The organism is Stenotrophomonas sp. SMYL41, from assembly GCF_036319965.1.
Taxonomy (GTDB): Bacteria; Pseudomonadota; Gammaproteobacteria; order Xanthomonadales; family Xanthomonadaceae; genus Stenotrophomonas; species Stenotrophomonas maltophilia_R.
This window is the reverse complement of the sequence record NZ_JAWIRX010000011.1, coordinates 51,711-70,222: the sequence shown is the minus strand read 5'-3', so window position 1 is coordinate 70,222 and position 18,512 is coordinate 51,711. Positions and strand designations below refer to the sequence as shown.

17 protein-coding genes and 2 pseudogenes are annotated in these 18,512 nt (G+C 61.5%); 9 read left to right on the top strand and 10 right to left on the bottom strand.

Annotation, left to right across the window (positions count from 1 at the left end):
* The first annotated feature begins 6 nt into the window (after positions 1 to 6).
* The 3 genes from V3B30_RS14005 to V3B30_RS13995 are packed head-to-tail and all read left to right on the top strand — an operon-like array spanning position 7 to position 1,246.
* Entirely contained in the window at positions 7 to 462 is a 456-nt protein-coding gene (locus V3B30_RS14005) for an SRPBCC domain-containing protein (RefSeq protein WP_262083849.1), read from the top strand.
* 8 nt (positions 463 to 470) lie between these two features.
* Positions 471 to 785, top strand: coding sequence for a metalloregulator ArsR/SmtB family transcription factor (locus V3B30_RS14000; protein WP_100475187.1), 315 nt, complete (start codon positions 471 to 473; stop codon positions 783 to 785).
* Positions 786 to 787: 2 nt separating this feature from the next.
* On the top strand, positions 788 to 1,246 hold the full coding sequence (locus tag V3B30_RS13995) for an SRPBCC family protein (RefSeq protein ID WP_262083850.1): 459 nt from the start codon (positions 788 to 790) through the stop codon (positions 1,244 to 1,246).
* Between the two features lie 34 nt (positions 1,247 to 1,280).
* Here V3B30_RS13995 and V3B30_RS13990 read toward each other — a convergent pair whose 3' ends face one another.
* Positions 1,281 to 1,700 carry a hypothetical protein gene (locus V3B30_RS13990; protein ID WP_262083851.1) on the bottom strand — a complete coding sequence of 140 codons (420 nt, stop codon included), beginning with the start codon at positions 1,698 to 1,700 and terminating at the stop codon, positions 1,281 to 1,283.
* A gap of 151 nt (positions 1,701 to 1,851) precedes the next feature.
* Here V3B30_RS13990 and V3B30_RS13985 point away from each other — a divergent pair.
* Positions 1,852 to 2,081: pseudogene (locus V3B30_RS13985) on the top strand (hypothetical protein); the annotation flags it as partial.
* Positions 2,082 to 2,130: 49 nt separating this feature from the next.
* Here V3B30_RS13985 and V3B30_RS13980 read toward each other — a convergent pair.
* The 4 genes from V3B30_RS13980 to V3B30_RS13965 all read right to left on the bottom strand — a co-directional run bounded on the left by V3B30_RS13980 (position 2,131) and on the right by V3B30_RS13965 (position 5,226).
* Positions 2,131 to 2,913: a 3-hydroxybutyrate dehydrogenase gene (locus tag V3B30_RS13980; protein ID WP_262083852.1), complete on the bottom strand. Its 783-nt coding sequence runs from the start codon at positions 2,911 to 2,913 to the stop codon at positions 2,131 to 2,133.
* Positions 2,914 to 2,993: 80 nt separating this feature from the next.
* Complete coding sequence (locus V3B30_RS13975; protein WP_262083853.1) at positions 2,994 to 3,473, bottom strand: hypothetical protein; 480 nt, start codon at positions 3,471 to 3,473, stop codon at positions 2,994 to 2,996.
* Between the two features lie 84 nt (positions 3,474 to 3,557).
* Positions 3,558 to 4,289, bottom strand: coding sequence for a hypothetical protein (locus V3B30_RS13970; RefSeq protein ID WP_262083854.1), 732 nt, complete (start codon positions 4,287 to 4,289; stop codon positions 3,558 to 3,560).
* Between the two features lie 97 nt (positions 4,290 to 4,386).
* A complete protein-coding gene (locus V3B30_RS13965; RefSeq protein WP_262083855.1) occupies positions 4,387 to 5,226 on the bottom strand; it encodes a type 1 glutamine amidotransferase domain-containing protein in 840 nt (279 codons plus the stop codon).
* 96 nt (positions 5,227 to 5,322) lie between these two features.
* Between V3B30_RS13965 and V3B30_RS13960 the strand changes: the two genes are divergently transcribed.
* From V3B30_RS13960 to V3B30_RS13950, 3 genes are all read left to right on the top strand, one after another.
* Positions 5,323 to 6,240 (top strand): LysR family transcriptional regulator, encoded by a 918-nt coding sequence (locus V3B30_RS13960; protein WP_329809671.1) that lies wholly within the window; start codon positions 5,323 to 5,325, stop codon positions 6,238 to 6,240.
* A 366-nt stretch (positions 6,241 to 6,606) separates the two neighbouring features.
* Positions 6,607 to 6,954: a hypothetical protein gene (locus tag V3B30_RS13955; protein ID WP_262083112.1), complete on the top strand. Its 348-nt coding sequence runs from the start codon at positions 6,607 to 6,609 to the stop codon at positions 6,952 to 6,954.
* A gap of 520 nt (positions 6,955 to 7,474) precedes the next feature.
* Positions 7,475 to 7,816, top strand: coding sequence for a hypothetical protein (locus V3B30_RS13950; protein WP_262083111.1), 342 nt, complete (start codon positions 7,475 to 7,477; stop codon positions 7,814 to 7,816).
* A gap of 47 nt (positions 7,817 to 7,863) precedes the next feature.
* Here V3B30_RS13950 and V3B30_RS13945 read toward each other — a convergent pair whose 3' ends face one another.
* The 3 genes from V3B30_RS13945 to V3B30_RS13935 form a co-directional block, all read right to left on the bottom strand.
* Positions 7,864 to 8,247, bottom strand: coding sequence for a histidine phosphatase family protein (locus V3B30_RS13945; RefSeq protein ID WP_262083110.1), 384 nt, complete (start codon positions 8,245 to 8,247; stop codon positions 7,864 to 7,866).
* Between the two features lie 86 nt (positions 8,248 to 8,333).
* Positions 8,334 to 9,335 (bottom strand): restriction endonuclease, encoded by a 1,002-nt coding sequence (locus V3B30_RS13940; RefSeq protein WP_262083109.1) that lies wholly within the window; start codon positions 9,333 to 9,335, stop codon positions 8,334 to 8,336.
* Positions 9,336 to 9,364: 29 nt separating this feature from the next.
* Positions 9,365 to 14,284, bottom strand: coding sequence for a type ISP restriction/modification enzyme (locus tag V3B30_RS13935; RefSeq protein ID WP_262083108.1), 4,920 nt, complete (start codon positions 14,282 to 14,284; stop codon positions 9,365 to 9,367).
* 573 nt (positions 14,285 to 14,857) lie between these two features.
* On the opposite strand from V3B30_RS13935, the pseudogene V3B30_RS13930 reads away from it, so the two are divergent.
* Together V3B30_RS13930 and V3B30_RS13925 are read left to right on the top strand one after the other, a co-directional pair.
* A pseudogene (locus V3B30_RS13930) lies at positions 14,858 to 15,520 on the top strand (substrate binding domain-containing protein); the annotation flags it as partial.
* Positions 15,521 to 16,071: 551 nt separating this feature from the next.
* Complete coding sequence (locus tag V3B30_RS13925; RefSeq protein ID WP_262084178.1) at positions 16,072 to 16,443, top strand: hypothetical protein; 372 nt, start codon at positions 16,072 to 16,074, stop codon at positions 16,441 to 16,443.
* Positions 16,444 to 16,954: 511 nt separating this feature from the next.
* Here the strand turns inward: V3B30_RS13925 and V3B30_RS13920 are convergent.
* Both V3B30_RS13920 and V3B30_RS13915 read right to left on the bottom strand, forming a co-directional pair.
* A complete protein-coding gene (locus tag V3B30_RS13920; RefSeq protein ID WP_262084177.1) occupies positions 16,955 to 17,440 on the bottom strand; it encodes a hypothetical protein in 486 nt (161 codons plus the stop codon).
* Positions 17,441 to 17,543: 103 nt separating this feature from the next.
* Positions 17,544 to 18,458 (bottom strand): nucleotide-binding protein, encoded by a 915-nt coding sequence (locus tag V3B30_RS13915; protein ID WP_329809670.1) that lies wholly within the window; start codon positions 18,456 to 18,458, stop codon positions 17,544 to 17,546.
* Positions 18,459 to 18,512 lie beyond the last annotated feature (54 nt).

Below are 18,512 nucleotides of genomic sequence, written 5' to 3'. Positions count from 1 at the left end.
CCAGACATGCTCGAGATCGCTCACAGAATCGGCATCAAGGCACCCGTCGCCCAGGTCTACCAGGCCTTGGCCACGCCCGAAGGCGTCGCCGGCTGGTGGACCGAGGAAACCGAAGGCGACCGCCACCCAGGCGGCATCCTGCAACTGCGCTTCACCGCCAACGGCGAAGACCGCGGCGCCATGCAGATGAAGCTGCGCGAACTGCAGCCCAGCAGCCTGGTGCTGTGGGAAGTGCTGGCCGGGCCGCCGGAATGGACCGGCACCCACATCCGCTTCGCCCTGCACCAGGAAGGCGAATACAGCATCGTGCTGTTCACCCACGATGGCTGGGGCGAGCGCGCCGAGTTCATCCGCCACTGCAACACCAAGTGGGCCATGTTCCTGATGAGCCTGAAATCCCTGCTGGAAACCGGCCGCGGCCAACCCAGCCCGCGCGACATCAAGATCGACGAGTGGAACTGACGCACCGCATGGATCCAGACAAGGTCTTCAAAGCCCTGGCCGATCCCACCCGCAGGACCCTGCTGGATCTGCTCTGTGCCAACAACGGCCAGACCCTAGGCCAGCTGTGCGAGCACCTGCAGATGACCCGGCAGTCGGCCACCCAGCACCTGGGGCTGCTGGAAGACGCCAACCTGATCAGCACCGTGCGACGTGGCCGCGAGAAGCTGCACTTCATCAACCCCGTGCCATTGCACGACATCTACGAACGCTGGGTACGCAAGTTCGAACAGCAGCGCCTGAGCCTGCTGCATGACCTGAAACGAGAACTGGAAGGAGAATGACGATGTCCGCAGAGTCCACCCGCTTCATCCACGTGATCTACATCGCGTCCACCCCGCAGAAGGTGTTCGAGGCCATCACCCGCCCCGAGATTGCCCGTACCTACTGGGGCCACGAAAACGTCTCCGACTGGAAGCCAGGCTCACGCTGGCAGCATGTGCGCGCCAGCGACGAACGCAAGGTCGAGCTGGTCGGCGAGGTGGTGGAAAGCACCCCGCCCTCGCGGCTGGTCATCACCTGGGCCGCTGCCTCGCAGGCAGAGAATCCGGATGCCTATAGCCGCGTCACCTTCGAGATCGTGCCGTACCAGGACATGGTGCGGCTGACCGTCACCCACGACCAGCTGCAACCGGGCAGCGGCATGGACACCGGCATCCGCCAGGGCTGGCCGATCGTGCTGTCCAGCCTGAAGTCGTTGTTGGAGACCGGCAAGGGATTGGATGTGTTTGCCAAGCCGAGTTGAACATCCCGGCCCGGGCTGAAGGAGCGTCGCCGCGCTAATGGCAAGCGGCGACGCTCTTTCCCTGCCACACCGCCAACGATGGGATCAGGTTTTCCGACGAGCTGCCCGCAGCGCTCAGCTGGCCATCAAGGTAGGTCAGCCGCAGGGTCTTCCCGTCCTGGCGCAGCGCAATGGAATCCGTTGCGCCGCTCACCAGCACAAGATCACGCTCGCGTTGCTTCACCTGCATCAGCACCGGCGCGATGGCCGCGCCCTCGTAACGCTGGACCAATGCGTAGCCGCCATCGGCCTCGCTGATAAACGACACCTCCAAGCCCAGCAGATCGCCCGAGTCGGCATGCCTGCAGACACTGGAATACGTGGCATCCCGAGGCTGCGCGTCGTCACTGGCTACCGGCCCGGACAACACCAGCAGCCCCACTGCCAACGCAAACGATGGAATCGAACCGGTCATTCCCTGTCTCCCCGTCCCAGGTGCTGGCCGCAGCGTAGCGCGTTCCCCTGCTGAACGCCCGCCCCACGCTCACCGCTGCCAAACCCCACTCCGACTGCACTCCGACGCCGACCTCCACAGCATCACCCGCAGGCTCCCCAGGCGACGTTCGATGAGTGCTTCAGACGCAGATTCCCTGCACAGCAAAGTGGCGGCGGTCACCCTGTCCTTCTGGGTGATGAAGATCGCCGCCACCACGCTCGGCGAGACCGCCGGCGACCTGCTGTCGATGACGCTCAACCTGGGCTACGTGCCAGCTCGGCCATCCTGCTGGCGATCTTCGCCGACCTGCTGGCCGTGCAATTGTCCGCGCGGCGCTTCCATCCGGTGCTGTTCTTCTCGCCACGCTTGTCGCGCTGCCGATGCTGCAGCGGCGGGCACAGTCCGCTGGCTAGCGCGCCGTCCAGCCACCGTCCACCGGCAGCGCCGTGCCGGTGATCTGCGCGGCAGCGTCCGAGGCCAGGAACACCACCATTTCGCCCAGCTGATCGGGCGTCACGAACTGCAACGAGGGCTGCTTTTCAGCCAACAACGCGCGGGCCGCAGCTTCCTGATCCGTGCCGTCCTTCTCTGCCGACGCGGTGATCTGCTGCTCGACCAGCGCCGTACGCACCCAACCCGGGCAGATGGCATTGGCGGTGATGCCGGTGCCCGCGTTCTCCAGCGCGGTCACCTTGGTGAACCCCACCACGCCGTGCTTGGCCGCCACATAGGCCGACTTGTTCACCGAGCCGACCAAGCCGTGCACCGAGGCGATGTTGATGATGCGACCGGCGCCCTGCTGCTTCATGCAGGGCAAGGCTGCCGCTGTTGCATGGAACACCGCTGACAGATTCAACGCCAGGATCGCATCCCACTTCTCGACCGGGAACTCCTCGATCGACGCGGTGTGCTGGATGCCGGCGTTGTTCACCAGGATGTCGATGCGGCCCATCTTCGCGACGGCGCGGGCGATCATTTCGCGCACCGCTTCGCCACGGGACAGGTCCGCGCCATCGTGCACCACCCGTACACCGAACTCGGCTTCCAGGTTGGTACGGATGCGTTCGATCTCCACTGCATCGCCAAAGCCATTCAGCACGATGTCGGCACCCTGCCGCGCCAATGCCGTAGCAATGCCAAGACCGATACCGCTGGTGGAGCCGGTGATCACTGCGACCTTTCCACTGAACATGGGCGTGCTTCCAACAGGCATAGGCGGCCAGTGTAGCTTCACCGGCTCGTCCCTTTAAGTGCCCCCCTGTTGGCCCTCAGCTAGAAGCGGATGCCTGCTCGATCAACCGTCGCCAGTGGGTTGGCCTTCCGCACCGCCTCCAGAAAGAGCAGGAAATCGCGGTTGAACAGCGTCAGGTTGTTGGTGAACGTCACGCACTTTCTGCCCGATGCTTTGCTGAAGCACACCTGCCAGACATAGCGACCGTAGATGACATCGGACGTTCGCGTGACTGAGGTGATCTGCGAGAGCGGAACGGCCGTAGGCACCGGGCCACGCCGCAGGTAGAAGGACTCCGCATCAAAGAAGTAGTGCTCCCGGTCCTCTTTGCCGTCCACCATCACCAAGGTCATGGATGTACCGGAAATCCGGCGAGGGGGATTCAAACGCAGCCCTGATCCCAATGCAGAACGCGCCGTCGCTGACATTCGCCGCAGAATGAACCAGAGGATCACCAACGGAAACGCCGCAACGACAATGAAGCCTACAGTCTTCAAAACAGTTTCCAGCGTGCTGGGCACACAGATCTCCAGGATGAATGTTCAGGCATTGGTGACGCCCGGGTAGATCCACCCCACGCGTGGATGCTCTCCCTCAACGCCCCATCACTTCCAATGATCCGGCCCCAGGAACGGCAGGCTCAACACAAACACCGGAACCGCCACCGGCACCAACGCCGCGCCCAGCACCTTCCCAGCCGCCGTCCCAACACCCGGCTTGTCCTCCCTCTCCGGCAGGATCCGCTGCGCCCGCGCACTGATCGGCTGCGCCAGCTTCCCCTTCTCCGCCAACGCGGCAGCATCCGGCAACTTCACCCGCTCGCCGTCGCCCTCGAACAGTGCGCTGTAGTAACTGCCACCCTTCTTTGAAAGATTGCACGCACGATCAAACGCCAGCGCGTAACGGGTCCGGTCCAGCGGCAGGTAGTAGCGTGCCCGCTCTTCCACGGCCTTGGCCTCGCGCGGGGTGACCTCGATCCGCTCCAGCTTGAACTGCGCGGCCTGTTCCGGCGTCACCTGCTCCGGCCGCAGCAGCAGCGCATAGCTGCCGTGCACCTTGGCCTTGTTGGCCGGGTCGCGCCAATCCTCATGGAAGTACATCTGCGCGCAGGCCACCGCCTCGCGCAGCGGGCTGTCCATCAGCGCGCGGTACTCGCGGAACGGCGCGGCATTGAAACGCATCGGCTCTTCAAAGCGCGGCAGCAGGTACAGCTGGCCATCGTCGGCCACGAATGCACCGGTGATCTCGCGGCTTGAGGCGTGCTCCTCCGGGCCACTGGCGCAGCCAGACAGCAGGCCAAGGCACAGGGCGGAGAGAATGAAAAGAGACGTTCGCATGTCGTGTTCGAGAGCTTCCTTGGGAAAACGGCCCCGCCCTGAAGGACGAGGCCAGCCCATCATGGTGCCATGGCAGCGCATGCGATGCAGAATCGCCCTACTTCAACCGCTCCACCAACCGCTGCCCCACCTCCAGCGCCGAAGCCGGGTTCTGCCCGGTAATCAGCTCGCGGTCCACCACCACATGCCCCGTCCACGGTGTGGCATTGCTGCTGAACCGCGCACCCGCCCGCACCAACGCGGTCTGCGGGTAAAACTTCATCTCTCCACCACCCAACAGCGGCTTGGCCTGCTCTTCTTCCTGGTTGCTGATCACCGTCATCTGGTAGCCGCTGTAGATCCACTTCGGCGTGGCCGGCGTCGCACCCACGTCCAGCTTCGCCACGAATCCACCCGCATCCGGCAGCGTGGACAGCAGCGCGATCGGCCCGTGGCAGACCAGCGCGGTGGTCTTGTTGCGCTGGTGGAAGTCGGCCAGCAGCCGGCCCAGCGCCGGGCTCTTCAGCAGGTCCTGCATCGGCGCGTGGCCACCGGGAATGTAGACCGCATCGAAACGCGCGTAACCCTGCTGCTCGATGCGCGCCAGGCTGACCACCGGCGAGGCCGTCGGCGAGGTCAGCGCCAGCTTTTCCAGCAGGTCCTTGTGCAGCGTCAACTGCGCGGCGTCGTTGCCGAAGTACGCCGGCGTCACCGAGGACGCATCCACCGTCGGCGCCCGCCCCTGCGGCGTGGCGAAGGTCACCTCATGGCCCGCGTCCAGCAGCAGCTTGACCGGCTGCATCAGCTCGTTGAGATAGAAGCCGGTGGACAGCACCTTGCCGTCCTTCAGGTCCAGATGGTTTTCGTCGGACAGCACCACCAGCACGTTGGCGGCATGCGCGCCGCTGGCGGCCAGGGTCAGGGCCAGCGCTGCGGCCAGCCGGGTCATCAGGTTCATGCGGAGCTCCTATCGGGGTATGGCGGCCACTTTATTCACCGCCCCAGCGGCGATAAATTGGCCCCATCGCAAAACATCTGTTCCCTGGAGAGCCAAATGAGCCGCAAGTTCGACTACCTGGGCGATGTGGAGGTGTTCTTGGCAGTGGTCGAGCACGGCTCGTTCACGGCTGGCGCGGTGGCGCTGTCCACCACGCCCTCGGTGCTGAGCCGCGCGGTCACCCGCCTGGAAGCGCGGCTGGGCCGGCAGCTGCTGCAGCGGACCACCCGCCGCCTGGGCCTGACCGACGCCGGGCGGCTCTATCTGGAACAGGTGCGCACCGCCTTCGGCCTGCTGGACGACGCCGAGCGCGACGTACTGGCCCAGGACGGTGCGCTGGCCGGCCGCGTGCGCCTGAGCGTGCCCACCACCTATGGCCACTACCGGCTGCCGCCCGTGCTGGCGCGCTTTGCGCAGCAGTACCCGCAGGTGCAGGTGGAACTGAACATCACCAACCGCAACGTGGACCTGGTGGCCGAAGGCTTCGACCTGGCCATCCGCCTGGGCCAGCTGCCGGACAGCGGGCTGGTGGCGCGAAAGCTGGAAGACGCGCCGCTGCTGCTGGTGGCTTCGCCGGAGTACCTGAAGCGCCGCGGTACGCCGCAGACGCTGGACGACCTGCAGCAGCACCTGTGCCTGCCCTTCGTGATGCCGCGTACCGGGCGGCTGGCGCCGTGGATCTTCCGCGACGACGGGCGCGACGTGGACTGGCTGCCGCGTTCGTCCATCGAGACCTCCGACGATGTGCTGGGCGTGGTGTCGCTGGCCGAACAGGGCATCGGCATCTGCCAGAGCTATGCGTTCATCGTGCGCGAGCGGTTGCAGCGTGGGCAGTTGGTGGAAGTGTTGCCGCAGCTGCGGGGAAGATCGCGGCCGTTCTCGGTGATCTATGCGCCGCATCGGCGTCAGTCGGCGGCGGCAAGGGCGATGATTGAGCTGCTGGTGGGGAATGCGGGTGAGGATGGCGTCGGTTGAGGCCGGGTGCTTGTTAACGGTGTCGGGTTTGAACCGATTTTCGGGCTGTGCGGCTGATCCGGCGCCGCTGCCCGTCGAGACGGACTAAGAACTGTTGCAAAGAAGGCTGTCGCGCTATTCACTTGTGGCACTGGCGATTGCGTCATTTGGAATCGCAATCAACAGAGCAGCTGCGCGAATGCGTCTACTGACGTCGCGGCATGCACGCGGCATGCAACAATAGCTCTTCGCTCTCGGATTCAGAGATTCCTCCGCGAATTTCTATTGGCATTCGAAGCGGCTGCGTAAACACCATGACGTGTCACCGACAAGGGGTGGCCGGGTCTACAAACCGATCTTTCCCTTGGCGAGAAGAAGTCGCGTGACGTGCTGTTCAAGCGGTATGGACAATCTGACGACAAGGACTTGGTGCTCGCCTCCCACACCCTGCGTCACCTACAGAAAACCGAGCTCTTCCGTCTCGGTGTGGCTGGCACCATCATCTCCAAACGCTTCAATCGCCGGAGCGTGGCCCAAAGCTACGAGTACGATCATCGCAGCCTGGCGGAAGAGCTAGATCAACTCGAACCACCTGCAGACGTGGAAATGGCGCTAGGCGAGAAGGCCAGCACTGTCGCGAAGATTATCCAACCAGGCAAAGCCAGCAGGCCAATCGTGGATGAGTTAAGGAGATCCAAAGCACCGAGGGTGACACAGCCGCATTCGAACTCCTGAAGATCAAAGCCGACGGCTTTCACGCGACTCCCCACGAGCATCGCTTGAACAGCTTCACTTTCGACCCGTGTCCCAAGCATCTTAAATGCTGTGCCGGCTGCCGCCACCTTTCGGCAACCAACTTGCCAGAGAACCGCCGTTACCTGAAAACGCTCGAACTCAAGCTGGCTGCGGCTGTCGAGATCGCAGAAGCCAGACCATCAAAGACTATCGGCCGCACGAAGTAGATTCAATTTGCCAAGGTCAGACTTGATGGCGTGCGCACGCTCCTGGTGACCAAGCAAGGCGAAAATCCATTTCCAGATGGCCCCAACCTCTCTCGTCCTCGCCGTACCGGAGTTATTGAGGGATAACGACAGTATGCAACAAACCACATCCGGTTTCGATCCGGAAATGCGCCGACTGCTGGAGGACCTACTATCGCGCGACGAGTACATCACCGCGCGGGCGGTTGTACGCTTGGATCCGCAAATCTAAGCAGCACGATCGATCACCCGCAGCAGAGAATGCAGCCGTACGCTTGCGCAGTATCAGGAGCGGCAAGCCGAATTCCGTTCGTTGGCGAGGCAGACCGGGAAAACTCTCTGGTGATGCAGCGGCCAGCGCTTTGGCAGATCGCGATGTGCTCTTCGCCGAGCTCGAATCGCAGGTGGCTCTGCTAACGGCATCCCAAGTCGCGATGATCCGCGCAGTTGGCGAACTTGGCGGCTTCAGGGAGTGGGCACAGTTCTATGAATCGTACAGCGGCCCAAGGGACCAGCTGGCGCAGTTGGGCGCGCTGCCAGAAGCAACGGTGGAATCGCTTCCGCAGCGCAGGCCAAAGCAGCCGGGCATGCTCCGGCCGCATGCCGGCAGCGCGTGATTCACACGAATCTATTGCGGATTAACCACTGGGCGGGCGCCGATTCCTCAAGAGGGTAGACCGCGCCGTTGGGCAGTGGCAGGCCAGCCTGGAATGGGATCACCCTCTTTCCAGAACGCATCGGCGATCGGACGCCGTTGCGCTTGGTCCATGCCAGCGATCAACACCGGGTCGACCATGTCGAATTCCTGCAGCAACGGCTCCTCCTCGATCTTGACCTGCAGTCGCTTGGCGTAAGGCTCGGCGGTGTCCAGTGCCCCAACAAAGGGCGAGGCAAGAATCCTGGGAGGCTGGACAGGCAGTTGCGGAGATAGCGCGTCTGCCTGCTTGCGCCCCGCCTCTGTCAGTGGAATCAAGGCATGGGGCATGGTGATGCCTCCGGCGTTGGAGACACTTCCTCCGTGACGTACCAGATAGATGGAGCGAAGCATCAATGCGGATTCCTATCAGCTTGGCCTGATACCAGATGGGAATTCACAGCCTCTTGCGGGAATGGGTGATTCGCCCCCATGCCCCGTTAGTCCGCGTCCAGTACCTGCGGCACATAGATGCGGCGCAACGGCAGCAAGCCCTTGTGTCGCGAATCGAACTGCTCGTAGTGGGCGAAGACCAAGTCCACCAGTTCATCGCCGTCGATCAGGCGCAGGTTGGCCTTGCCCTGTTCGAAATTGCGACAGGCCGGGCTGTAGCTGCCCAGGGTCACGAACAGCCCGTATTCGCCGTGGGACAGCTTGCCGTACAACGCCGACACATCCTTGTCGGTCACGGTGTTGGGGCTGCTCTTGACCTGCACCTTGATGATGGGCGGTTCGATGCCCAGGTGGTCCTTGTGGGCAATCACGTCCACGCTGGGTTCGTTCACCCGGGTCTTGCGCGCGTGGTAGCCCATGCATTGCAGCAGATGCACCACAAAATCCTCCAGCGGGAGGCCCTTCAATTCCTGCGCCAAGCGCTTGAGCACGAAGTCGCGGGTGGTGTCTTCCATGTCATCGGTGACCAGGCCCACCGAATGGTCCTGGTCCACCGGCAGCGCAGGTGCAGACTTGCCGCCCACCGCCACGCGGAACTCGTCCGCATAGCTCTTGACCTGGAACAGGCTGAGCGCCGAGCCGATCTCGTACAGCGCGCCCTGAATGAACTGCAGGCGTGGCACGTGGCTCAGCCATTGCACGCTGCGGCGGTGCGGATAGCCTTGGATGGCATCGGCCACGTACTGGTACGGGCCAGTGACGCGGCCAATGTGCACTTGCTTGTCCTGCTTGGAGGGGTACACCACCAAGTCGCCGGACTTCATCTCGTGCAGGAACCGGTAGGGAATACCCGAAACGGTGGCAATGCCGCCCTTCTTCGCCTCCGGGTAGGCCTGCACATAGCACTGCCGGAAGGCGTCGCGGTCGGCTGCCAGCCGCGACAAGTCGCCCATGGCATCCCAGCCAATGGCAATGCAGCCTTGTTTGAGGAACAAGGCATCGGCATCGCCGGTGCGGCCTGCATGGATGCCCCAAACCACTTCATTCATCTGGATGGCCTTGTGTCTGCATGTGGGAGTCAGCCGTCTTCACGGATATCCAGCGGTGGCAACGCAGCGACGATCTTCTGGGTTTCGAGGCTGACGGTGACCACGCGCTGGAACAGTTCCAGCGGGTACTTCGGATCGTGCATGGTCTCGATGGCCCAGTCGTTGGCGTCGTTGACGATGCCGCTGTCCTTGTCCACGCGCACGGCCTGGCGTTCCATCACCCAGTCCAGCGCGGCCTTGCCGTTGACGATGTAGCCCCAGGCTGCCTCGGGAATGTCGCGCAGGGTGATTTTGGTGTTGTAGACCACGGTGCTGCGGTCCTTGACGGATTTGCCGGTCGCCGGGTCCTTGACCTTGGCGAACTTCATCTTCTCCACGCGATAATCGGCCTCAAGTAGCGGGCCCTTGGTGTCGATGGTCAGCGGATACGGGGCGACGGTTTCGTAGTTCAGGTGCAGCGCGGCCAGGTCGCGGCCGGCCCGGCTGAAGTGCCAAAAATCCTGTGCCGTCCGCGCGCGCGGGATGCGCGGAAGTTCCTTGGCCAGGTTGTCGGCATAACGCTGCCGGTAGTCGGGCGAATGCAGGAGGCCGTAGACGTAATAAAACAGGTCTTCCTTGCTGATCGCCTCGCCCGGGTAGGCGCTGGTGAAGTGGGCGAGGCCTGCATCGGTGATGGCGTCGCGGCGGCGTGGGCCGTTGCCGGCGTGGCCAGTGAACAGGCCGTCATCGGATTGCTGGGCTACTTCGTCGTAGAGGTAAAGCGGTAAGCATTGGCCTTTGGCCAAACAGTCGTAGTTGGGAAGCGTCTGCGAAATGGTCGCCGAGAAGTCACTGACTCCTCCCGTGCCGGAAACACAGATCACCAAGTTCTCCGCCGCGGCATCCGGGAAGATGCGCGGCATCTGATAGACCCTTTCGTTGAAGCGGCGATTGAAGTACAGCCATTGCTTCGTGAACGGGCGATACAGGCTGGGCACGAGGCTCCCGATCTCGAACGCGTAGCGATGATCCCGTACCAGATCCTGCTTGATGTTGTGCGTCCAACTGATCCGCGTCGGGTCGCTATTGATGAAGCTGTCCACGCGCTCTTGTCGAGCCTTGCTATCTAGCCCCGGATACGCGGCATCGAAACGTGCCACCTCGGCATTGTAGAAGCCGATCATGCCCGCCATATTCGCTGCGAGCTTGGCTTTGCTTTGGTTGTAGGCCCAGGCATCTCGCGCAGTCAGCACGCCTTGTGAGAAGTTATCGAACAGCTTTGCGGCATCGCCCTTCTTGTCGCCCAGCACGATGAAGCGCCCGAAACTATCATCGCGCTGCTTCAGCCAGTCGCCATGCGCATCCGGGGTGAGGCGCTGCCAATCCTGTTCGGGAATGCCGCCGATGCTGGCATAGGCCTCGATCTTCTCCAGCTTGTCCTCGCGGCTCAGGTAGTCGCCGATGTCGTGGAAGAAGATGCGGCCGTTCTCCGTCGCCTGTGGGTTCTTGACCAGCAGCGAGATGGCGATGGGAGCGCGACTGCCGCCTCCGAACACATTGTCCTTCTCCTTGCGTCGGGCTTCACCCGAAGTGCGTGCATTGCCGCGCAGATGAAACACATACAAGCTGGAAAACTCCTCGGCCAGGCACTGGCGCAGGCCATCGGCGGTGTTGGCTTCCAGCCAGCCGGCATTGGTGACGAAGCCGATGATGCCGGCATTGCCGATGCGGTCACTGGCCCACCGGATGGCGCGGATGTAGCTGTCGTACAGCCCCTTCGACAGGGTCGCATCCGAGCGCGCCGCGTAGGTGTCGCGGATGCGCGCATCCAGCGCCGGATAGGCCACGTTGTCGTTGTTGTCGTTCTCGCTTTTCTGGCCGATGGAATACGGCGGATTCCCCACGATCACGCGGATATCCAGCGCCTTCTGCCGCTTGCGGCGCTGGCTGTTGTCCACCAGCAGCGCATCGACCAGATCGTCCTTCTCGTACATCTGGAAGGTGTCGGTCAGCAGGATGCCTTCGAACGGCACGTAATCGCCGCCGGCCAGTTCGTGATACGTCGCCTCGATATTGACGGCGGCAATGTAATAGGCCAGCAGCACCAGCTCGTTGGCGTGCAGCTCGTGTTTGTACTTGTAGGCCAGCTCGCCCGGCTTGATCAGGCCGGACTGCAGCAGCCGGGTGATGAAGGTGCCGGTGCCGGTGAACGGGTCCAGGATGTGGACGTGCTTGCTGCCCAGGGTCTGGCCGAACTCTTTCTGCAGCAGGTGGTCCACGCTGTGCAGGATGAAATCCACCACTTCCACCGGGGTGTAGACGATGCCCAGGCGCTCGGTCATGCGGGGGAAGGCGTTACGGAAGAACTTGTCGTACAGCTCCACCACGATCTTCTGCTTGCCGGCGGCGTTGTCGATGCCTTCGGCGCGCAGCTTCACGCTGTCGTAGAAGGCTTGCAGGGTGCTGGCTTCCTTGTGCAGTTGTTCGCCTTCCAGCACGCCCAGCACCGCCTGCATCGCCTTGCTCATCGGGTTGTGGCTGGCAAAGCTGTAATCGGCAAACAGCGCGTCGAACACCGGCTTGGTGATCAGGTGCTGGGCCAGCATCTCGATGATTTCGGCATCGCTGACCTTGTCGTTCAGGTCATCGCGCAGTTCGGCGGCAAAGGCGTCGAAGGCGTTGCGGGCGGTGGTGTGCGCCGGGTCGGCCAGCAGGGCCTTGATGCGGTCGATATGGGTCTGGGCGATTTTGGCGATGTCGTTGGCCCATTCTTCCCAGTGGTGGCGGTTGCCGCATTTCTCCACCACCTTGGCGTACAGGGCGCGCTCGATCTCGCCCACTTCAAAGGCGAACTCGCCTTGCACTTCGGCTTCGTAGCCGGCCGGCGCTTCGCCAATGGCGTACTTGCCCTTGGCCTTGGCGGCCTTGGCCTCGCCGGTGTCGGTCAGCCGGGCGGTCTTGCGCTGGATGGTGTCGGCAATAGCGACGACTTCCATCTTGCTGCGATCCGGGCCCACCAGGTCCAGCTTGTTGACCATGGCGTCGAAGCGGTCGTCATGGCTGCGCAAGGCCTGCAACACCTGCCAGACCACGGCGTAGGTCTTGTTGTCGTCCAGCGCCTGCTCCGGCTCCACCCCGGCGGGGATGACCACCGGCAGCACCACGTAGCCGCGCTGCTTGCCCGGCGCGTTGCGCATGACCCGGCCGACCGACTGCACCACGTCCACCTGCGAGTTGCGTGGGGTTAAGAACAGCACTGCGTCCAGCGCGGGCACGTCCACACCTTCGGACAGGCAACGCACGTTGGACAGCACGCGGCAGGTGTCCGGCGGCGTGGGCGCCTTCAGCCAGTCCAGCTTGGCTTCCTTTTCGCCGGCGTTCATGCCGCCGTCCACGTGTTCGGCCTGGCAGGTCAGGCGGGCGCTGTCCTCGATGTCTTCGGCGTCCTGGTAGGCCTCGACCACGGCCTGGAACATGCCGGAAATCTCCTTGGAGCTGACCTTGTGGGTCTTGCCGCCCTTGCCCGGCTCGATCACCTGGCAGAACGCCACGGCGCGCTGCATGGGCTGCGGCGATTCGCTGCCGGTTTCGTGCAGGCCCACCTTGGCCAGCGCCTTCCAGCAGCCGACGATCTTGGCGGCATCGTCCACGCGCAAGGTGTTGTTCTCGTCCTTCAGCAGGGCCTGCAGCTTGCGGTTGATGTGGCTTTCTTCCACCGCCAGCACGATGACCTTGTAGTCCACTAGCAGGCCGCGTTTCACGGCCTCGGAAAAGGTAATGACGAACAGCTGCTTGCCGTACCAAGCCTCGTTGTCCATCGAGTACAGGGTGGCATTGTCGCGCTCGGCGATGGCCTGAGCCTCGTTGCCGTAGATGCGCGGGGTGGCGGTCATGTACAGGCGCTTGGCAGCGCGGATGTAGGCGGAGTCGTGCACGCGCACGAACGCGGATTCGTCATCGCCTTCAAACGTGGCGCCGGTGGTGCGGTGGGCCTCGTCGCAGACGATCAGGTCGAACTCGGCCAGGCCCTGCTGCTGGGCGTCGTGGATGACCTCGATGGAGTGGTAGGTGCTGAACACCACGGTCATGTGGGTGTCGTCGCTGCGCGCACCGACGCTTTTCGCCAGTGCACGGGCGTCGGTGGTGGCCGGGTAGCGCAGTTCGTGGGCGAGGGTCTGGACGGCGTCATCCTCCTTGCGGCCCTTCTTCTTGCCCACGTCGCTGTCCGAGCACACGGCAAAGCTGTGCAGCGGGATGGCGCTTTCCTGGGTCCATTCGGTCAGGGTCTGCTGCAGCAGCGACAGGCTGGGCACCAAGAACAGCACGCGCCCGCCTTTGCCGGCCAGGCTTTCGGCAATCTTGAGACTGGTGAAGGTCTTGCCGGTGCCGCAGGCCATGATCAGCTTGCCGCGGTCGGCATCCGCCAGGCCGGCGGTGACGGCCTTGAGCGCGGATTCCTGGTGCGGGCGTAGCGACTTCTTCGGCTTCAGCGCAACGGCGTCCTTCGGCTGGAATTTCGCCCAGTCGATCTGGCTGGCTTCCAGGTCATGCAGAGTGATCTTGCTGACAGGCGGCTGCTGGTCGATCAGCGCGTTCTCGGCGTTGTCGCTCCAGTGATCGGTGCTGCTGACGATGACGCGGTGGGCGAAGGGCTTGCGGCCCGAGGCGGTGAAGAAGCTGTCGATGTCCTTCTTCTGCAGCCGGTAATCGGGGTCGTAGAACTTGCACTGGATGGCGTGGATCGCGCCGGTGCCGACTTCCTCAGCGACCAGGTCGATGCCGTCGTCCTTGGCGCTGAAGCCGTGCGTGGGCGCCCATTCGGCCCAGGTCCACACCTGGCGATAGAGGTCCTTATAGGTGGCCTCGTTGCGCAGGTACGCGAGAATCAGGTCCTCGAAATAGGTACCCTTTTCGCGCTCGGTCATCGAGCTCTGGCGGAGGGTGTCGAGTAGGGTCTCAAGTGCGGTCACGAATCCGGATCCTGAAAAGCGGAAAATCGAAGGAAGAAATGGACGCGACAAGACTCCAACACCATCTGAAATCAATGACATGCTCGGCATCATGCTCCGTCCAGCCCTCGATTGTAGGGGCCACCGACCTAAAGGGCGACTAGCGGGGACGATCGGCAGCCGGAATTATTGCCCGGATCCACGTAGACCCGCGGGAACCAGACTGCGGGGCCGGCGGAAGGACTTCGCACTCGCCGCTGGACGCCGTCAGCTGCCGGATGATCCGGGCGGACTCCAGCCTGTCGACGAAATCATTGACGGGGGGGTGTAGAAGTTCGGAATCCGCTCGTTCTCTTCGTCGGTGAATACTCAGTAGGCAAGTCTCCCCTTGGCGAATCCCTCACGTTGGGCTTGGTCACGGGCGGCGTACTGGGTGAGGAAGAGCCTGTACAGCGCCCGCTCCTGGCGGAAGCTCCGACGCACTCAGTTGGTTGTAGAAAGCGATCCAGCCAGCGATCACCACCGTGCCGTGTACCTGGCTCTCGAGTCTGTGCCGGTGCAGGCATTGCTCTTCCATTGTCCACATCACGCGTCGACGTACTGGCCCAGGACGGCGCACTGGCAGGCCGCGTGCGCCTGAGCGTGCCCACCACCTATGGCCACTACCGGCTGCCGCCCGTGCTGGCGCGCTTTGCGCAGCAGTACCCGCAGGTGCAGGTGGAACTGAACATCACCAACCGCAACGTGGACCTGGTGGCCGAAGGCTTCGACCTGGCCATCCGCCTGGGCCAGCTGCCGGACAGCGGGCTGGTAGCGCGAAAGTTGGAAGACGCGCCACTGCTGCTGGTGGCCGCGCCGGACTACCTGCAGCGCCGCGGCACGCCGCAGACGCTGGACGACCTGCAGCAGCACCTGTGCCTGCCGTTCGTGATGCCGCGCACCGGGCGGCTGGCGCCGTGGATCTTCCGCGACGGCGGGCGCGACGTGGACTGGCTGCCGCGTTCGTCCATCGAGACTTCCGACGATGTGCTGGGCGTGGTGTCGCTGGCCGAACAGGGCATCGGCATCTGCCAGAGCTATGCGTTCATCGTGCGCGAGCGGTTGCAGCGTGGGGAGCTGGTGGAGGTGTTGCCGCAGCTGCGCGGGCGGTCGCGGCCGTTCTCGGTGATCTATGCGCCGCATCGGCGGCAGTCGGCGGCGGCACGGGCGATGATTGAGTTGTTGGTGGGGAATGCGGGTGAGGATGGCGTTGGGTGAAGCTGTGAGCTTGTTACGGTGTCGGGTTTGAACCGATTTTCGGGCTGTGCGATCGGTCGCGCGCCGCTGCCTGCCGAAGCGGACTAAGAACTGTTGTAAAGAAGGCTGTCGCGCTATTCGCTTGTGGCGTGGGCGATTGCGCCACTTTGATTCGCTATCGACAGACCAGCTGCGCGAATGCGGCTGTTGGCGTCGCGTGTTGCACGATTGGTGCGTGCAACAATAGTTCTTCGCTCTCGGATTCAGAGATTCCTTCGCGAATTTCTATTGGCATTCAGAGCGACCGCGTAAACACCATGGCGCGCCACCGACAACGGGTGGCAACGGGTCTGCAAACCCGCTTGATGCACGCGCACGTTGTTTACGCTTGCCCGTCGGCACCGTCCTTAACCGGTGCCGGGGGGCAATCCGTCGGCCTTTATGGCGGGCGGTGCGTGGGAGTCTTCGGACTCACCGGCCAATTGCGCAGCATCAACCGGTTTGCAGCCACGCATCGTCCGCCACCCGCTCACGCGGTGGCGCTGTTAAGCACAGCCAAGGAAACCGACGCCATGAACGAACCCGACACCTTCTCCTCGTACGCCGCTGTTGAGCCCATCAACGACGATACTCCCCTTCCCGACCTGAACTACCTCCTCGGCATCCTCAAGCGCATGCGCGGCTGCGAGGGTGCAGATGGGCATCCTTGGCCGGAAACCGACGTATCACCCGGCCGTCGCGTGAGTCTGGCCAGGAGCGAGCGCGCGATGGTCGGCGCGCTGACCGTGCTGGAGCTGTTGCACGCGGCGGACCGCTGCCGGGTGGCAGCGGACCCGGAGCGGCATTTGGATGAGGGGGTTGTGGATGGGTTGTTCCTGGCGTGCCGGGGGCTGGTTGAGTGGGCTGCTGTGGAGGTTAGGCCACAACGAGAGGAAATCCGCTAGATCTAGATCCAGTGAAATGTCCGATGATGTTAGCTGAGGAGCGAAAGTACGCTCACGCAGGTGACTTCACCAGCATTAATCTCGCAAGAGAACTCTGAATCAATAAGAAATTGTTAATGCTGAAACCCAAAGAATCCAGCAACTCTTCAAGCAAGTGGAAGCAAAGATTATCTTACACCGCGCTCTTTCAATACAAACAAGGATGCGGGATCAAATACTCTATTTGGCCACAACTCACCAGCGGTAAGCCGATGCACGGGCAACCTCAAGGCTCTGGCGATCGCCAGCTCGGCTCGCACCCACGGAGATTTCAAGCAGCCAGGAGTCTGGATCAACAGGAACACGTCCGATCGCAATAGAGCCGAAACTACGCCAAGCTGCTGAAAACGAAGGTTATGCTGAAGAACGCAATGTATAAATGGCTTACAGTGGCTACGCAGTGAATCATAGAGCGCCTTTAACATTTCGTCATCTACAAATCCATCTCTCCGCGTATATGAAACGAACAACCTCACGACACAAGCCCGCCCAAGTGCAGAATAAACACCACCAGATTAACCATCAAAATTATCGCGTAAATCCACATTGAACTATTGAAACCAGCCTTAAATATCAACTTGAATGCATTCCCTTTGCTTCGTTCAACACTAATTATTTCCGACGCCCTCGAACCTTTCGGAAGAGACTCTTTCTCGGAACCCCTTTCAAGAAGATTCCTCCGTATCTCCTCCATGCGACCGCGAATCTTAACCTGATAATAGTAAGCCGTAGAATCAAGAATCCAAAAACAAACCGCAACAACAGCTCCTGCAACAAACATCGACGCATCGATTGACTTTTGCAGGGTGGCAATCAATGAAATTACGACGAACCCCGTCGTAACACAAAACTTCTTGATCTCAAAACAAAAACCACTGAATTGAGACACAGCGACATGAAGCTGATCAAGAAGCTTCCAATCCAATTCATCATTCAACGTCTTGGAATACGAAGACATACCAAGCACCCTTCCAGTAAAAACAGCTTCCCTAGCTTAAATTAATTGCAAACACAGAGGAGCGAATCGACGCTTTTCGCCAGCGCTCTCAATACCCATGCAATTAACCGGAATTATTTAAATCAACCTCAATACCGCTAGCCTTCATCTCTTTAGCAAGCAAAAACCGCCATGCACCAGCCGGATCCAATGGAAGGTAAAGGACTCCCGAATAGTCCGAAGGAAGTTCAATATCCCCGGAGTATAGAACGCAGACTCGCTGCCGACCCAACGCCCCCATAAAGAACCCTAATTCAAGAACAACATTCTGACGCGGCCTTGACCTAGCTTGCTCCACCTTATTAACCGGATACCCAACGTCATCAGGAGTAAATAGAACGACCGCAAAATCAACGTCAGCAAGCCGCTCAAACTTCTCAATTATAGTTCTTCCCTGATTTGGCTGCTCATGAAGAATGACTGGTGTCATTTCAAGTTTGGACAAGTATCGGGCCACAGTTTCCTTCAGACCGTCATCATGGCCATGCACTACGAAAACACGCCGCGCGCTTTCACGGCCAATCACAGTAGATTTGGCCAATGCAGAAGCCTCATCAGAGTCTGCGATTCGCTCCTGAAAAATATCGCGAAGCGCCCTAAGCTTAAACAGCTCCCTCTTAATTCCCTCCCGATACCCAGCATGAACCTTCAGAAGAGGATCGGGGCCCCCTCCCATAATTAACGGAAGCGTATCCAAGGTCCCAATGGAATACTCTCTATATTCAACAGTGTCATGTCCAAGTACATCTTGAAGAGTACTGTTCACCCTCTTCTCCAAAGCTTCAATCGCTGGATCCCATCGCTGCTCAACCAAGTCGACGTCGAATGCCTCCAAATCTGCAATACGCCTCTCAATCTTTTTCAGACCAGACCGCATTTGTTCACCGGTAAAATTCGCAGATTTTCGCTGGGGAAGTTTAGCTCGGGCCATTGAGTTTTCACGTTTTAGGTTAAGTTTTTGGATTAACCAGAATATCAAGCAAGGAATCCACCTCAATCCAACCTAGAGGCAATTTCGATCTTAAGATCAATC

Coding starts and splice junctions, on each gene's coding strand:
- V3B30_RS13965 (WP_262083855.1), bottom strand. CDS start 5,226: ATGAACCTGATGACCCGGCTGGCCGCAGCGCTGGCCCTGACCCTGGCC.
- V3B30_RS13970 (WP_262083854.1), bottom strand. CDS start 4,289: ATGCGAACGTCTCTTTTCATTCTCTCCGCCCTGTGCCTTGGCCTGCTG.
- V3B30_RS13990 (WP_262083851.1), bottom strand. CDS start 1,700: ATGACCGGTTCGATTCCATCGTTTGCGTTGGCAGTGGGGCTGCTGGTG.
- V3B30_RS13940 (WP_262083109.1), bottom strand. CDS start 9,335: ATGAATGAAGTGGTTTGGGGCATCCATGCAGGCCGCACCGGCGATGCC.
- V3B30_RS14000 (WP_100475187.1), top strand. CDS start 471: ATGGATCCAGACAAGGTCTTCAAAGCCCTGGCCGATCCCACCCGCAGG.
- V3B30_RS13960 (WP_329809671.1), top strand. CDS start 5,323: ATGAGCCGCAAGTTCGACTACCTGGGCGATGTGGAGGTGTTCTTGGCA.
- V3B30_RS13925 (WP_262084178.1), top strand. CDS start 16,072: ATGAACGAACCCGACACCTTCTCCTCGTACGCCGCTGTTGAGCCCATC.
- V3B30_RS13920 (WP_262084177.1), bottom strand. CDS start 17,440: ATGTCTTCGTATTCCAAGACGTTGAATGATGAATTGGATTGGAAGCTT.
- V3B30_RS14005 (WP_262083849.1), top strand. CDS start 7: ATGCTCGAGATCGCTCACAGAATCGGCATCAAGGCACCCGTCGCCCAG.
- V3B30_RS13995 (WP_262083850.1), top strand. CDS start 788: ATGTCCGCAGAGTCCACCCGCTTCATCCACGTGATCTACATCGCGTCC.
- V3B30_RS13945 (WP_262083110.1), bottom strand. CDS start 8,247: ATGCTTCGCTCCATCTATCTGGTACGTCACGGAGGAAGTGTCTCCAAC.
- V3B30_RS13980 (WP_262083852.1), bottom strand. CDS start 2,913: ATGTTCAGTGGAAAGGTCGCAGTGATCACCGGCTCCACCAGCGGTATC.